This is a genomic window from Marinobacter sp. S0848L (genome assembly GCF_023016065.1).
GTDB lineage: Bacteria > Pseudomonadota > Gammaproteobacteria > Pseudomonadales > Oleiphilaceae > Marinobacter.
On sequence record NZ_JALKAQ010000009.1, the window covers coordinates 62,986 to 78,287 of the forward strand.

Below are 15,302 nucleotides of genomic sequence, written 5' to 3' on the forward strand. Positions count from 1 at the left end.
GTGGCTAAGAAGTGATCAAGTGAAAATTTGGTAAAGACTGGGTAATCACTTTTAGTATGAACATTCTAATTTTTACCCGTAACTTAAGTGTTGAAATCTACTAAAGGCCGCCGGATTTTCCGGATTTGGGCCGAAAGAGACCAACTTAAGGAGAACTATTATGGGTAAACTTAAATCTTACCAAGAGCAGCTTCAGGACATCGTTGAGAAGGGCATCACTGCTGCAGAAGAGCAGCAGAAGAAGCTGGCAGCCAAGCCTTTTGACTACGCTGAGAAGCTGGAAGCAGAAGTTCGCGAATACACCGTTCAGACTTTGCGTGAGCGTTACAACGGCTACTCCGACACTCTGTTTAATCAGCTGCGCAGCCTGAACACCCGCTTCGGTGACTTTGCCGCCGAGCTGGTTGCCAAGCTGGAGAAAGAAGCTGCTGAAGGCGCTGACGCTGTTGCAGAAGCTGCGGAAGACGTCGCTGAAAGCGCTGAAGAGGCGAAGAAGTCTGTTGCCAGCAAGAAGCCGGCGAAGAAGACTGCCGCCAAGAAGAAAACCGCTGCTTCTGCCTAATGATTTAGGTTGTTGCAGTAGCGAAAAAGGCGCTCCATGGTGAGCGCCTTTTTTGTGCTTTTAACCTTGTAGGAAGGCTAGCGAGTGTCACTCGGAACTGGCGGCTTCTGCTTCCGCATCGGTCAGAGGCAGGGTGCGCTCTGAGCCGGTGATTTCTTCAAGCCGTTCGATGTCGGATATAAAGCGTTTGGCAACCGCATCAATTTCCAGCCGCTGAGCTACAATTTCCCGCTCGATATCGCGCACCTGACCTTCCAGCCGGTAGATTTTTTTCAGTGTCGCGTCTGGCACCTTTCGCCCGGCTCTTTCCATCTCGGCGGCTCGACGTTGTTCGTTGTCGAGTTGGCTGGTCAGCACAGAAATGTTGCCGCGCTTCAAGGCAATGAGGCCTTCCAGTTCCTGAACCTTCCGATGCATGGCCCGAACAGCCTGATCGGGGTGGCTAAAACGTTTGAGTAGCAGCCGGTCTTGTTCTAGCTGGGCTTCCTGTTGCTGTTTGCGTTCTTTTGCAGCCTCTCGGGCGGCGAGTTCTTCGGCGGTCGGGGCGGGGGCTATGGTTTCAATAACTCGCCCACTGTCGCTGATGATTTGGTAGCCGCGTTTGGTGGCCTCCTGCGGGATGGTGTTGCTGATCACCAATTGGCCGTTGTCGTCGGTATAGCGATACATGCCCGCCTGCACGGTAGCTGAGGTTGTCAGTCCCAAGGCTATGAGAGCGGCAAAAACCGGGGCTTTAGTGAAGCGGTGCTGCATGTATCAGACTCCGTAACGATCCCGATAGCTGGCTACGTTTTCTGCGTGGCCGGAAAATTCGGGGTTAGACTTTAAGTAGTCTAGTACTTGTTCCAGGCGAATAATGCTAACCACCGGGATGCCGAACTCTTGCTCGACTTCCTGAATGGCGGAGAGCTCGCCGTTGCCTTTTTCCTGGCGGTCCAGAGCAATTAATACTCCGGCAGGTTCTGCGCCGGCGGCACGGATGATGTCGATGGCTTCCCGAATGGCGGTGCCCGCGGTGATCACGTCATCAACAATCAGTACTTTACCTTGTAGTGGTGCGCCTACAATATTGCCACCTTCACCGTGATCTTTCTTTTCTTTGCGGTTAAAGGCAAAAGGTTTGCTGTTACCGTCTGTAGCAAGGGCCATAGCGGTAACCGTGGCCAACGGAATGCCCTTATAGGCGGGTCCGAAAATGATGTCATAATCCAATTCACTCCGCTCAATTGCAGCGGCGTAGGCCTTGCTCAGTTGCAGCAGGTCGTTTCCGGTGTTGAACAGTCCGGCATTAAAAAAGTAAGGACTGGTGCGCCCGGATTTGAGAGTGAATTCTCCAAAACGCAGAACATTTCGCTGAATGGCAAACTCGATAAAATTTTTCTGATAGTCGTGCATGGCAAGGCTTCTGGCGGGGTTTGACTTTAAATAAGGCGTAAAACCGGTATCATACACAGAAACCGAATCAGGGAACACGTATGCGCGTAGTATCCATTAGCGTCAACGGTCTGGAGCAGGCTGTTGAGAAAGGCTTTTTTGACTGGCTGGCAGAGCAGGACGCCGATGTGGTGTGTGTTCAGGACCACCGTATGCGTGCCTATGAAGTCGAAGATAAAAATCTGATTCCTGAGGGCTATGAGGCTTACTTTATTGATGGTGAGCTGAATGAGCACGGCGGGGTCGGCATTTATACCCGTCATTTCCCGAAGGCGATTATGTACGGCTTTGCCAATGAGCAGGCAGACCGTGAAGGTCGTTTTATTCAGGCGGATTTCGATAAGGTGTCTGTGGCTTGTGTGCTGGCGCCTTGTGCGCTGGGGCGTGAGGAAGAGCTGATTGGCGATGATGATCTGACGGTTCTGGATCACAAAGATGAGTTTCTGGATGCGTTCGGCGTGCATATGCAGAAGACGCTGCGCAAGCGCCGTCAGTTTATTTTCTGTGCGAACTTGCAGTCTGCTCATCATGTGACGGATGCCAGCCCGCTTTATCACAAGACGGATTTTTCCGGGTTTTTGCCCCATGAGCGGGCCTGGTTGGATCGTTTGTTTGATGAGATGGGCTGTATTGATGCGTTCCGTGAGATCAATAAGCAGAGTAATCAGTTTACCTGGTGGCCGGAGCAGACCGAGGGTTCGCGCAAGAAGGCGGGCATTCGGGTGGATTATCAGTTGCTGACACCGGGCATTCGCAAGACCATCAGTGATGGTTGGATTGATGGCGGTACGCGTTTTTCTGACCACGCTCCGGTGGTGATGGATTACGATATTGAGATTGGTTTCTGAGTTCAGCTTTGAACTGAGGGGGAAGCGTTGGCAGGGATGTCGCTTCCCAGAACCGCTACGAGCACATCCATGTGCGCTTCTCTCCGGCCATCCATGGCCTCCGACATTCTGTGAAGCGACATCCCCGCCAACGCCCAAACTTTTGCGTTAGGCGTTCAAAGCTTCTTTCTGAATTTCAAACAGCTGATTGATAGCCGTGCGTGCCAAGCCAAGCATGCTGTCCAGTTCTGTCTGCTCGAAAGGTGCGCCTTCTGCCGTGCCCTGAATTTCGATGAAGCCGCCTTTGTCGGTCATGATGACGTTCATGTCGGTTTCGGCTTCTGAGTCTTCCGGGTAGTCCAGGTCAGCAACCGGTGTGCCTTTGTAAACGCCCACAGAGATTGCCGCGATCATCTGCTTCAGCGGGGATTTTTTCAGGCGCTTGGTTTCTACCAGATGGTTCAGGGCATCTACCAGTGCTACGCAGCCGCCGGTAATGGCCGCGGTGCGGGTGCCGCCGTCGGCCTGGATCACGTCGCAGTCGATGGTGATGGTATGCTCACCCAGTGCTTCCATGTCTACCGCGGCGCGCAGGCTGCGGCCGATCAGGCGCTGGATTTCTACGGTGCGGCCACCTTGTTTGCCGCGGGCGGCTTCACGGCCCATGCGGCTGCCGGTGGAGCGGGGCAGCATGCCGTATTCGGCGGTGATCCAGCCTTTGCCTTCGCCGCGCAGGAAGGGAGGTACTTTGTTTTCCACAGAGGCGGTGCAGATTACTTTGGTGTCTCCGAACTCAACCAGCACAGAGCCTTCGGCGTGGCGGGTATAGTTGCGGGTGATCCGGACGTCTCTGGGTTGCTCGGGCGTTCTGCCACTTGGTCGCATAGTGTGTCCTGTTTTCTGAAGATGAATGTCCGGCGTGTGGCCGGTCTGTGTTTTGAAGGGGCGGCGAGTATAGCACGGCGGGGCGTGGGATCGGGTGAGTGGTGTCCGCTATTGGTATGGGTCGCCGCTTGCGGCGGTTGCCTGTTAAACTCGAATGAACATCGTTTGGTACTGGAGCCTTTATGATTCGCAGCATGACTGCTTTTGCCCGTAAGGATGCCCGTGGTGGCTGGGGCACGCTCACGTGTGAGATTCGCACCGTGAATCATCGCTATCTGGAACCTTCGTTTCGGTTGCCGGAAGCGTTTCGTGAGCTGGAGAACCGGTTTCGTGAGGAATTGCGCAAGGGGTTGAAGCGGGGCAAGGTGGATGTCTCCATGCGCCTGCAGTCGGCCGAGAATGAGGTTCAGGGTTTCGAGATTAACGATGAAATTGCCAACGCGGTGAACGAGGCTGCGAATCATATTAATCGGATGCTGGATAACCCCGCACACATCAGCGCGCTGGATATTCTGCGCTGGCCCGGGGTGATGTCGGTGCCGGAGCACGATTACAGTGCCGCTCAAACTGCGGCGGCTGAGTTGTTTGCGGAGACGGTTGCAGAGCTTGTGAGTGTTCGCGAGCGGGAAGGAGAGCGGTTGCGGCCGTTATTTGAGGATCGCTTGGCCACCATCAGCAATCTGGTGGTTGAGGTGCGTGCGCGTATGCCGGAGTTGCTGGCGGCTCAGGAGCAAACGCTCCGTGATCGTTTTGAGAAGGCCAAAGTGGAGTTGGATCCCGAGCGGGTTGCTCAGGAGATGGTGATGCTGGCCCAGAAGAGTGATGTGGCGGAAGAGTTGGATCGGTTGGATGCCCACGTCAGTGAGGTTCGGGAAACCTTGCAGGGTGATCAGGCGATTGGTCGTCGTTTGGATTTCCTGATGCAAGAGTTGAATCGTGAGGCCAACACGCTCAGCAGCAAGAGTTTTGATGCTGCCGTAACCCGTGCTGCTGTTGATCTTAAGGTGTTGATTGAACAGATGCGCGAGCAGGTGCAGAACCTTGAATGACGTTCAGCGTTGTCTTGGGTTGTCTTCGAAGTTTGGATTAAGGCCAGTTTTATCAATGGCCTAGATGTTTTTTTGCGTTTTTTTGTTCACGGTTGTCCGTGGTTGTCTTTGTTCTTGTGGTGGCTCTGCTGGTGGGTTAAAGTCGCTGGCCTCTGAGGAGGGTCAGTTCGACCCACCAGTTGTGAGTATCGAGGTATCGCAAGTGAGCAGAACCACTCAGCTTCTCACTGTCTCTAGAGTTAAATTCCTTATCAAGAACGGAAAGCCGGGGCGCTATCCTGACGGTGGGAACTTGTATTTGGATATCACGGAGTCGGGCTACGCGCGCTGGCTGTTCAGATATACGAGCCCTGTGAAGGGAAACCGTCGCGAACCGACTCTTGGAAGTTTTGAGGCATTCTCTCTTTCTGATGCGAGGAAAGAGGCGAGGGAGTGGAGAGGGAAGATTGAACGGGGTATAGATCCCCTTATCGAGCGGAAAGCCAAAAAAGCGCAGGACCTACGAACTGTCGATGACCTTTGGGAGAGTTACGCAAAGCTCCGGGTGAAGCAAATTCTAACTCAGCGTAAAGAGCAGGCTCTTTACGAGCAGAAAATTCGTCCTTTTTTTGGAGACTGGCCTATTGCTGACGTCAGGGCTATCGACGTCTCCAGCCTGTTTCACGAGATTACTTCTGGACGTAGGAAATTTAAGGCGACGGCAAATAAGACTCTTAGGCTGCTAAAGAACCTTTTTGACCACGGCATTAAACTTGGAGTTATCGATTTCAGTCCCGCTGGTTCATTCAAGCTTAGTGATGCTGGAGGAACTGAAAAACCTCGCAACCGTGCGCTTAAGGATGAGGAGATTTCCAGACTTTTTCGAGCAATGAGGCATGCGGGAGCTGCAGTTTCACGAGAGAACTATCTCACCGTTTTCTTACTGCTCGCGCTGGGCGTTCGAAAAATGGAGTTGCTCAAAGCCGAGTGGAAGGACATTGATCTGTCGAGAGGTGTCTGGCTGTTACAGGCAGAAAAAAACAAGATGAGGCTCGATGTGGGTATCCCCTTAGAGCCAGAGATAATCGCGATTTTCAGAGAGCTTAAGGTCTTCAGTGCGGGCTCAAGATTCGTTTTTCCTGCTAGATTGCGAAGGAGAGGGCAGCAGAGGTTCCAGCATGTTGGGCCAGATACGTTGAATCGGGCCCTTGAGAAAGTTGACCATGAGCTGGAACATTTTGTTGTCCACGACTTTCGGCGGACGTGCAGGAGTGTTCTTTCTCGTTTGGGGGTAAGGCCCGATATAGCTGAGCGCTACATCAACCATAAGGTTGATGTGTATGATGTTCACGACTTCTTCGAGGAGCGTCGGAGCGCCCAACGCCAATGGCTCGACGTGCTGTGGCCTTTGGCTGGTTTCGATGAGGACGAGAATCTCTCGGCGGTTGGATAAAGATTGGTTCGCGGTCCATAGCGGGCGTGGTGTGGTGACTCACAAGCCCCATGGCAAAGCATCGAACACAGCCTTATCTTTTGCAGCCCATAACAAGGGTGCCACTCAGGGCCACTGAGGCCGCGCTCAGAGGCCCTTAATCGAAACGCCCAAGGCAGCCCATAGCTTTCCTGCAAATGGCCACTTAGGGCGCCTGAATGCCCAAATCCGCCAAGACAAGCAGCCACCCCTCAAGCTCTTGCTACGTACACCCGACCCAGCGCAAGACATGACATGTGCGTTGAGTGTTATACACTCTCAGCCGCACCACTCGATCTGCACACCCCAGAGGGACTGTATGAATAACACGGAACAGCAATTCCTTGACGACCTTGACGATAAGCTCTGGAAAGCTGCCGACAAACTGCGCTCCAATCTCGACGCGGCCAATTACAAGCACGTAGTGCTAGGTCTGATCTTCCTCAAGTACGTTTCCGATGCCTTCGAGGAGCGTCAGGAAGCTCTTTTGGAGCTGTTTCAGAGCGATGACGAAGAGAACATCTATTACCTGCCTCGCGATGACTTCGACAGCGATGATGATTACCGGCAGGCACTACAAAACGAGCTGGAGGTGCTGGACTATTACCGGGAAGCAAACGTCTTTTGGGTACCCAAGGCGGCTCGGTGGAGCACACTGAAAGAAAAGGCCGTACTACCCGTGGGCACGGTGCTTTGGCAGGATGACGTTGGCAATGAAGTGAAGCTGCGCTCCGTGTCATGGCTCATCGACAACGCGCTTGAGGAGATCGAACGCAGCAACAAGAAGCTCAAGGGCATCCTGAACCGCATCAGCCAGTACCAGCTGGATAACGACAAGTTGCTAGGCCTCATCAATACGTTCTCAGACACATCCTTCACTAAGCCGTCGTACAACGGTGAGCGCCTGAACCTGCACAGCAAGGACATCCTCGGCCACGTGTACGAATATTTCCTTGGTCAATTCGCATTGGCTGAGGGAAAGCAGGGCGGCCAGTACTACACACCGAAAAGCATAGTCACACTGATCGTCGAGATGCTTGAACCCTATAGCGGTCGAGTCTATGACCCCGCCATGGGGTCCGGGGGCTTCTTCGTCTCCAGCGACAAGTTCATTGAGGAGCACGCCAAAGAGCAGCACTACGACCCCGCTGAGCAGAAAAAACACATCTCCGTTTACGGTCAGGAGTCCAACCCCACCACGTGGCGCTTGGCAGCGATGAACATGGCGATACGGGGCATCGACTTCAACTTCGGAAAGATTCCCGCCGATACATTCCTGAACGACAGGCATCCTGACTTACGGGCCGACTTCGTTATGGCTAACCCGCCCTTCAACATCAAAGACTGGTGGAACGAGTCATTAGCTGATGATGCTCGCTGGAAATACGGCACGCCACCCAAAGGAAACGCGAACTTTGCGTGGATGCAACACATGCTCTACCACCTTGCCCCGACTGGGAGTATGGCGCTGCTGTTGGCCAACGGCTCGATGAGCTCCAACACAAACAACGAAGGCGTGATCCGCAAACGGCTCATCGAGGACGACTTGGTGGAGTGTATGGTCGCTCTACCGGGGCAGCTATTCACCAACACTCAGATCCCGGCCTGTATCTGGCTCCTGACCAAAGATAAGTCCGGAAAGGACGGAAAGAAGCGTGACCGCCGCAATGAAGTGCTGTTCATCGACGGGCGCAACCTCGGATATATGAAAGATCGTGTTCTGCGTGACTTCGCCGCTGGCGACATCCGGAGGGTGGCGGATACCTTCCATAATTGGCAACAAGGTGAGGGCTATCAGGATGTGGCCGGGTACTGTGCCTCTATCGACTCCAAGCAGATCGAAAAGCACGACTTTGTGCTAACACCCGGACGCTATGTCGGTGCTCCTGATCAGGAGGACGATGGCGAGCCCTTCGCTGAGAAGATGTCGCGGCTGACCAGTCAGCTAAGCGCACAGTTTGCAGAAAGTGGACGGCTGGAAGCGGAGATCAAGGTGAATCTCAAGGGGCTAGGGTATGAGCTCTAACAAGCAAACAACCATCGGAGAGATAGCTGAGGTTTTCGATGGGCCACATGCTACTCCCAAGAAAACGGAAACCGGACCATATTTCCTTAGCATTTCTAGCTTGAAGAGTGGTGCTCTCGATCTGAGTCAATCTGCACACCTGAGCGAAGAGGACTTTAAGAAGTGGACTAAGCGGGTCACTCCCGAACAAGGGGATGTCCTTTTCTCTTATGAGACGAGGCTCGGCGAAGCCGCGCTGATGCCTGATGGTATTCGCGCATGCTTAGGGCGCCGCATGGGGCTGATGCGTCCAGACCGATCTAAGGTGATTTCAGAGTATCTTCTATATGCATACCTCGCACCGGAGTTCCAAAAAACTATCGAGGCACGCAAAATACATGGGGCGACTGTAGACCGAATCGCTTTGAAAGAACTACCGGATTTTCCAATCCGTATTCCTGAACTATCCGAACAAGAAGCGGTGGCAGGAGTGCTCAAACGGTTGGACGTTAAGATCGAACTCAACCGCCGTATCAACCAAACTCTAGAACAAATAGCTCAGGCAATCTTCAAGAGTTGGTTTGTCGACTTCGAGCCGGTTAAAGCCAAGATCGCTGGGTTGGAGGCTGGTGGCACAGAAAGCGACATTCAGTTGGCTGCCATGCAGGCGATCTCCGGTAGAGACCCTGAACAACTGGCCCAGATGCGGACCAAACAGCCTGAGAAATACACTGAATTATACTCGACAGCCGAACTCTTCCCATCTGCCATGCAAGACAGCGAGCTGGGCAAGATACCAGAGGGTTGGACAGTTGGAACTCTATCAGATCTTTTAGAGTTCAATCCCCGTCGAACCTTAAGAAAAGGTGTGGTCGCTCCCTACCTCGACATGAAGAATGTTCCCACATCAGGCCATTTAGCCGACGAGATCACTGAGCGGCAAGTTGGTAGTGGTACTAAGTTTATTAATGGCGACACACTGCTTGCTCGGATTACTCCGTGTCTCGAAAACGGCAAGACGGCGTTTGTAGATTTTCTGAACAGTGGTGAAACCGGTTGGGGTTCAACGGAATATATTGTCCTACGCCCAAAAGCATCCTATCCAGTATCGCTCGGGTATTTCATTGCCCGCAATGAGGCCTTCCGCTCAGCTGCAATACAGTCGATGACAGGCACAAGTGGGCGCCAGAGGGCCAGCGCCAAAGCCTTGGCTGATTTACCTTGGGTGAACTATCCTCCTGAACTCGTCGACCGTTTTGATACAGTTGCTGGCAGTTACCTGCGCTTGGCAAAACGTTACGGAGACGAGATTAAGTCTTTAGCCCAGATCAGAGACGTCCTCCTACCTAAGCTCCTTTCCGGTGAGCTGACCCTGCCAGAAACTGACCCCCAGACCGAATTACAGGAAGTAGCCAATGTTTAAGATCGACCCGTCCCAGAACCGCATTGCCCCTCTGGAGGCGAAACGCTTCGGTGAGCTGGGCTTCAGCGAACGAAAGCACCTCCAAGAATGGCTGGAAAACTGCCCGCAGGCGCTAGCACAGGTCGACGGTGATGAGCTCCTGATCATTCAGAAAGAGTTCGATGGCTTTGATGATACCCGTGAGCGTCTGGACCTTCTGGCCATCGACAAAGAAGGCAATCTGGTCATTATTGAAAACAAACTCGATGATACTGGGCGTGATGTGGTTTGGCAGGCACTGAAGTATGCCGGGTACTGTGCCAACCTCAGCAAGTCGCAGGTGGTCGACATTTACCAGCGCTACCTAAATCAGAAGTCACAGGAGACCGGCCAGCCCGCAGCCAACGCCGTCGATAACCTGATCGAATTTCTGGAAGTGGATGGGTTGGAGGCGGCACAGATCAACCGCATAAAAACTCAGCGTCTTATCTTAGTCGCTGCCCGATACCGCAAGGAAGTGACCAACACGGTACTCTGGTTGAGCCAGTTCGGCATCGCCTGCCAGTGCTTCAAAGTCACCCCGTATAGGGCAGGCAACGAGCTTTTCCTCAACATAGAACAGATCATTCCCACCCCTGAGTCCACCGAGTTTATGATCGGCATGGTGGCGAAGGAGGATGAGGAGAAAAGTGCAGACACCGAGCAGAAACAACGCCATACATTGAGGTTAGCGTTCTGGGAACAGGCACTGGAAGTTTTCAACCAAAGTAGTTGCTCGTTGTACAACAACATCAGTCCGGCAAAGGATCACTGGCTCAGTGCGGGCTCTGGTATTAGCGGCATGCCGTACCAACTCATTTTTGGTAAGCACGAAATCCGTGTGGGACTAAGCCTTCAGAACAGTCAGGCGGAGGCCAATACCTTCGTCTTTGAACGGTTGGAGGCCCAGAAGGCAGAGCTGGAAGCGGGCTTGGGCCACGCGCTGGACTGGCTGCCACTTCCCAACAAGAAGGCATGCCGTATTCAGTACGCGAAGGCCGTCGATGGCTACGACAAAGCCAACTGGCCGGAGATGATCAGCTGGCTGGTCGAGCACATGACCAAGCTAGAGTCCGTACTTAGTGGTCCACTGAAGAGCATCAACCAACAGCTCAAACAAGCTTCGTTTGATACAGCTGAAGTTGTCCATGACTGACACAGTTCATCTGTTTATCTCACGAGATGAGCAGGTATAGCTTGACGGACAGGGCATATGTTCCGTTTTGGAACGTTAGGGCAAAAGAATGACAACCACCAACAATTACTCGTAGTTAAAGTTGAGTTAGGACACAGCTATGCCGCAGTACCCTAAACCATGGAAGTCCCTCGATGATCAGCTTGAGTTGTTGCAGCAGCGAGGGATGGCCATAGAGGATCAAGTCGCGGCCAAGAGCTATCTTGAACGCCTCGGGTACTACCGGCTCAGTGGATACTGGTACCCATTCCGCGAGTTAGATCCCGTGCATGCCGCTAATAGTAAGACACCCCGGCGTCTGGATGATTTTGTCGAAGGCAGCCACTTTGCTGACGTGGTACAGCTTTACGTATTCGACAAGAAGTTGCGGATGCTAGCCATGGATGCACTGGAGCGAATCGAAATGGCAGTGCGGGTCGATATCGCTCATTTACTAGGGAGAGTTGATCCACACGCGCATGAGAAGCCCCGATGCCTGCATGGACATTTTAGTAAAAAGATCCAATCGCGTGGTCCTGCCAGAGGGCGTACAGAGCATGCCAAGTGGCTAGACAAGTATCGTAGTCACCTATGGCGCTCTCGTCGCGAACCCTTCGTCGAGCATTACCAGAACAACTATGGTCAACTGCCTATTTGGGTTGCTGTTGAGGTCTGGGACTTCGGCATGATGTCCAAGCTCTATGCCGGAATGAAGATAGCAGATCAAGACTGCATCGCAGTAAAGTATGGAGCACCTGACGGTGGTACGTTTTCTTCATGGTTGCGCAGTTTGAACTTCATTCGCAATGTATCAGCGCACCATAGCCGGCTGTGGAATATCAACGTGCTGGAACGCTCCCCGCTACCTTCACATGCCCATTACTGGCAACTTATGAATAACGCGCGCCCGTTCTTTTATTTTTGCTTGATGCAAACCATGCTGCAGGTGATATGCCCGAACTCCAGCTGGTGCCAGCGGTTGAAGGATGTAATTGCAGAGTTTCCTCGGTCACCGACAGGGGCTATAAAAATCGAGGATTTCGGCGCAGTAGAGGGGTGGCAGACGTGGGGTTTATGGTCCCAGAAATGAGAACCGGCGCGTACACAACAGAATTGTGAAGAGGCGCCGGGCGTATTGCGGACAAGTATAAGTGCCGTGCCGCAAGTGTCAAATGAATTTTTGTGTTCTGTGCTGTGGCACAGGCTGCAAGGGACTCACCGATGAACGAAGATCAACTGGAACAGCTTTGCCTCGAATGGTTCGCAGATAACGGCTGGGAAGTAGCCCATGGGCCAGACATCGCCTGTGACGGCCCGACACCTGAACGCGCAAACTACCGGCAGGTGCTGTTACTGGGGGATCTTGAAGCGGCTTTACGCAGGATTAATCCGCACCTTCCGCAATCCGCCATCGAACAGGGGATGGCGCGAATCGCCAATCCCGACAGTCTCGATCTGGTCACCAATAACCGCACCTTTCACCACCTCCTGTTAGAGGGGGTACCGGTAGAATACAAGCGGGAAGACAAGGTGGTCCACGACCATGCGTTTTTGATCGACTTTGACGCCCTCGATTACAACCGGTTTCGCACCATTAACCAATTTACGATCGAGGGCACAAAGCAGCTCCGACGCCCAGACGTGATCTGTTTCATCAATGGTGTCCCGATTGCGGTGCTTGAGCTTAAAAATCCCAGCAACGAAAACACCGACATCTGGGATGCTTTCAACCAAATACAGACCTACAAGAATGAAGTGCCGGAGCTGTTCGCGTTCAACGAAGCGCTGGTGGTCAGCGATGGATGGGACGCACGTCTAGGCTCTCTGACGGCCTCTCAGGAGCGTTATTTGCCGTGGCGCACCCTAAGGCACGAGGATGACAAGCCCGCGCTAGACTGGCAGCTAGAGACACTCGTGAGGGGCTTCTTCGATCGCGAACTTCTGCTGGACTATATCCGCTACTTTGTTCTGTTCGAGAACGACGCCGACCGGCTGATCAAGAAGATTGCCGGTTACCATCAGTTCCACGCTGTTCGAGAGGCGGTGAAAGCAACTGTGATCGCCGCAGAACACACAAAAGGGGTAGGTGAGCGCCGAGCCACCTATGGAGAGCGAGTGGTTCCGGGCAGCAAAAAGGCCGGGGTTGTCTGGCACACGCAGGGTTCCGGCAAGAGCATCTCAATGTGCTGCTACGCAGGTAAGCTGCTCCAGCAACCTAAGATGAACAATCCGACCTTGATTGTGGTCACCGACCGTAACGATCTCGACGGTCAGCTCTTCGCCACCTTCAGCGCCGCGAAGGACCTGCTCAAGCAGACGCCCGTGCAGGCCGAAGATCGCGACACCTTGCGCAAGCTGCTAGCGGAGCGAGAATCCGGCGGGATAATCTTCACCACTGTGCAGAAGTTCGCCCTCTCCGAAGATGAGTCTGGTCATCCGATCCTGAACGATCGCCACAACATCGTCGTGATATCTGACGAAGCCCACCGCAGCCAGTACGGCCTCAAGGCAACCCTGAAGCAGGACGGGAGCTACAAGTTCGGCTACGCCAAGCACATGCGTGATGCCTTGCCGAACGCCTCCTTCATTGGCTTCACCGGCACCCCGATCTCCAGCGACGACAAGGATACCCGAGCTGTTTTCGGTGACTACGTGTCGATCTACGACATTCAAGATGCCGTGGACGATGGGGCCACCGTTCCCATCTACTACGAATCACGTCTGGCCAAGCTGGACATCAACCGGGAGCTAATCGCGGAGCTATCCGATCAGGTCGACGAAGTCGTCGAAGATGAAGACGACGTTGGCGCCCGAGAGCGAACTAAAGGCGAGTGGAGCCGACTGGAGAAGCTGGTGGGCTCAGGCCCGAGACTCCAGCAGGTCGCTGAGGATCTGGTTAACCACTTTGAGGCGCGAACAGCGACCATCGACGGCAAGGCGATGATCGTTGCCATGAGCAGGGACATCTGTGTGCAGTTGTACAACTCAATTGTACAACTGCGGCCCGAGTGGCATGACTCTGACCCGGAGAAAGGGGCCATCAAGGTTGTGATGACTGGCTCCGCCTCGGATAAACCCGAGTTGCAACCCCACATCTACAACAAGCAAACCAAGAAGCGCTTCGAGAAACGCTTCAAAGACGCAAGCGACCCGCTGAAGCTGGTCATCGTCCGTGACATGTGGCTGACCGGTTTCGACGCTCCCTGCTGCCATACTATGTATGTTGATAAGCCCATGAAGGGGCATAACCTCATGCAGGCTATTGCTCGCGTGAACCGGGTATTCAAGGACAAGCCCGGCGGGTTGGTGGTCGACTATATTGGCATCGCCAACGAGCTGAAGCAGGCGCTAAAAACCTACACAGACTCCAAGGGCAAGGGCGCCCCAACCCACAGTGCTGAGGAGGCCTACGCGGTACTTCTGGAGAAACTGGACATCATCCACGGCATGTTCGCCAAGGGCCCGCACGGTGATGGCTTCGATTACAGTGAATTCGAGACCAACCCGCAGAAGCTCCTTGTCGGAGCCGCCAACTACGTCCTCGGCCTTCCAGACGGAAAGAAGCGTTTCCTGAACACCGTATTGGCCATCACCAAGGCTTACTCTTTGTGCGGCACCCTCGACGAGGCTCGGGCCCTGCAGAAAGAGATAGCGTTCCTGTCTGCCGTGAAGGCGGCCATTACCAAGGGCACCAGCGTTGACCGCAAGCTGACACAGGCTGAGAAGAACTCAGCCTTGAAGCAGATACTGGACAACGCCATTGTCGCTGAAGGTGTCGACGACGTCTTCGCACTCTGCGGTCTCGACAAGCCGAACATTGGGTTATTGTCCGACGAGTTCTTGGAGGACGTGCGGCAGATGCCGTACAAGAATCTCGCCGTTGAGTTGTTGGAGAAGCTGCTGAAAGACGACATCAGGGCCAAGACCGGCAAGAACGTTGTACAAGAGAAAAAATACGCAGACCGGCTTCAGGAGACCCTGCGAAAGTACAACAACCGCGCCATCGAGACCGCTCAGGTGATCGAAGAGCTCATCGCTATGGCCAAGCAGTTCCAAGAGGAGATGGCCCATGAGGCCGCGCTGGGCCTTAACCCCGACGAGATCGCCTTCTACGACGCATTGGCCAATAACGAGAGTGCTGTTCGGGAGCTTGGCGACGAAATCCTGAAGAAGATCGCCATTGAGATTACGGACAAACTGCGGAAATCGACAACCGTTGACTGGCAGGTCCGGGAGAGCGTGCGAGCTCGACTTCGTGTTCTCGTTCGGCGAACACTTCAACGGTATAAGTACCCGCCAGACCAAGCCCCGGAGGCAATCGATCTGGTGATGAGTCAGGCAGAGGTTTTATCGAATGGGTGGAGCCGGTAGGAGTTGTACAACTAGCCCGTCGGCTTGTGCCCGAGGTGCGTGTTTGAAGATGCAGAGTAGAGCGGGAGTTGTACAACTCTACTCTTCGAAGGGGGCGCCAAGTG

General features: G+C 53.7%; 12 protein-coding genes. 9 read left to right on the forward strand and 3 right to left on the reverse strand.

Annotated features, from left to right (window positions below; genetic code table 11):
• Positions 1-160: 160 nt before the first annotated feature.
• Positions 161-562 carry a hypothetical protein gene (locus MWU64_RS11640; protein ID WP_247064562.1) on the forward strand — a complete coding sequence of 134 codons (402 nt, stop codon included), beginning with the start codon at positions 161-163 and terminating at the stop codon, positions 560-562.
• A gap of 87 nt (positions 563-649) precedes the next feature.
• On the opposite strand, the gene MWU64_RS11645 is transcribed toward MWU64_RS11640, so the two are convergent.
• Both MWU64_RS11645 and pyrE read right to left on the reverse strand, forming a co-directional pair.
• Positions 650-1,315 carry a DUF4124 domain-containing protein gene (locus MWU64_RS11645; RefSeq protein WP_247064563.1) on the reverse strand — a complete coding sequence of 222 codons (666 nt, stop codon included), beginning with the start codon at positions 1,313-1,315 and terminating at the stop codon, positions 650-652.
• A 3-nt stretch (positions 1,316-1,318) separates the two neighbouring features.
• Positions 1,319-1,957, reverse strand: coding sequence for an orotate phosphoribosyltransferase (pyrE, locus tag MWU64_RS11650; RefSeq protein ID WP_247064564.1), 639 nt, complete (start codon positions 1,955-1,957; stop codon positions 1,319-1,321).
• An 80-nt stretch (positions 1,958-2,037) separates the two neighbouring features.
• Here pyrE and MWU64_RS11655 point away from each other — a divergent pair, with 80 nt between their 5' ends.
• Positions 2,038-2,844: an exodeoxyribonuclease III gene (locus MWU64_RS11655; protein ID WP_199005177.1), complete on the forward strand. Its 807-nt coding sequence runs from the start codon at positions 2,038-2,040 to the stop codon at positions 2,842-2,844.
• A gap of 147 nt (positions 2,845-2,991) precedes the next feature.
• On the opposite strand, the gene rph is transcribed toward MWU64_RS11655, so the two are convergent.
• Positions 2,992-3,708 carry a ribonuclease PH gene (rph, locus tag MWU64_RS11660; RefSeq protein ID WP_247064565.1) on the reverse strand — a complete coding sequence of 239 codons (717 nt, stop codon included), beginning with the start codon at positions 3,706-3,708 and terminating at the stop codon, positions 2,992-2,994.
• A gap of 182 nt (positions 3,709-3,890) precedes the next feature.
• On the opposite strand from rph, the gene MWU64_RS11665 reads away from it, so the two are divergent.
• The 7 genes from MWU64_RS11665 to MWU64_RS11695 all read left to right on the forward strand — a co-directional run bounded on the left by MWU64_RS11665 (position 3,891) and on the right by MWU64_RS11695 (position 15,198).
• Positions 3,891-4,757, forward strand: a complete 867-nt coding sequence (locus MWU64_RS11665; protein WP_247064566.1) for a YicC/YloC family endoribonuclease — start codon at positions 3,891-3,893, stop codon at positions 4,755-4,757.
• Between the two features lie 202 nt (positions 4,758-4,959).
• Positions 4,960-6,189 carry a site-specific integrase gene (locus tag MWU64_RS11670; protein WP_247064567.1) on the forward strand — a complete coding sequence of 410 codons (1,230 nt, stop codon included), beginning with the start codon at positions 4,960-4,962 and terminating at the stop codon, positions 6,187-6,189.
• Between the two features lie 337 nt (positions 6,190-6,526).
• A complete protein-coding gene (locus MWU64_RS11675) occupies positions 6,527-8,233 on the forward strand; it encodes a class I SAM-dependent DNA methyltransferase (protein ID WP_247064568.1) in 1,707 nt (568 codons plus the stop codon).
• Positions 8,223-9,635 carry a restriction endonuclease subunit S gene (locus MWU64_RS11680; RefSeq protein ID WP_247064569.1) on the forward strand — a complete coding sequence of 471 codons (1,413 nt, stop codon included), beginning with the start codon at positions 8,223-8,225 and terminating at the stop codon, positions 9,633-9,635. Before MWU64_RS11675 ends, MWU64_RS11680 begins: the two co-directional genes overlap by 11 nt.
• Complete coding sequence (locus MWU64_RS11685) at positions 9,628-10,809, forward strand: DUF4268 domain-containing protein (RefSeq protein WP_247064570.1); 1,182 nt, start codon at positions 9,628-9,630, stop codon at positions 10,807-10,809. Before MWU64_RS11680 ends, MWU64_RS11685 begins: the two co-directional genes overlap by 8 nt.
• Positions 10,810-10,948: 139 nt before the next feature.
• Complete coding sequence (locus MWU64_RS11690) at positions 10,949-11,917, forward strand: Abi family protein (protein ID WP_247064571.1); 969 nt, start codon at positions 10,949-10,951, stop codon at positions 11,915-11,917.
• Positions 11,918-12,048: 131 nt separating this feature from the next.
• Entirely contained in the window at positions 12,049-15,198 is a 3,150-nt protein-coding gene (locus MWU64_RS11695) for a type I restriction endonuclease subunit R (protein WP_247064572.1), read from the forward strand.
• Positions 15,199-15,302: the final 104 nt, after the last annotated feature.

Coding starts and splice junctions, on each gene's coding strand:
- MWU64_RS11640 (WP_247064562.1), top strand. CDS start 161: ATGGGTAAACTTAAATCTTACCAAGAGCAGCTTCAGGACATCGTTGAG.
- MWU64_RS11690 (WP_247064571.1), top strand. CDS start 10,949: ATGCCGCAGTACCCTAAACCATGGAAGTCCCTCGATGATCAGCTTGAG.
- pyrE (WP_247064564.1), bottom strand. CDS start 1,957: ATGCACGACTATCAGAAAAATTTTATCGAGTTTGCCATTCAGCGAAAT.
- MWU64_RS11695 (WP_247064572.1), top strand. CDS start 12,049: ATGAACGAAGATCAACTGGAACAGCTTTGCCTCGAATGGTTCGCAGAT.
- MWU64_RS11675 (WP_247064568.1), top strand. CDS start 6,527: ATGAATAACACGGAACAGCAATTCCTTGACGACCTTGACGATAAGCTC.
- MWU64_RS11645 (WP_247064563.1), bottom strand. CDS start 1,315: ATGCAGCACCGCTTCACTAAAGCCCCGGTTTTTGCCGCTCTCATAGCC.
- MWU64_RS11655 (WP_199005177.1), top strand. CDS start 2,038: ATGCGCGTAGTATCCATTAGCGTCAACGGTCTGGAGCAGGCTGTTGAG.
- MWU64_RS11665 (WP_247064566.1), top strand. CDS start 3,891: ATGATTCGCAGCATGACTGCTTTTGCCCGTAAGGATGCCCGTGGTGGC.
- MWU64_RS11685 (WP_247064570.1), top strand. CDS start 9,628: ATGTTTAAGATCGACCCGTCCCAGAACCGCATTGCCCCTCTGGAGGCG.
- rph (WP_247064565.1), bottom strand. CDS start 3,708: ATGCGACCAAGTGGCAGAACGCCCGAGCAACCCAGAGACGTCCGGATC.
- MWU64_RS11680 (WP_247064569.1), top strand. CDS start 8,223: ATGAGCTCTAACAAGCAAACAACCATCGGAGAGATAGCTGAGGTTTTC.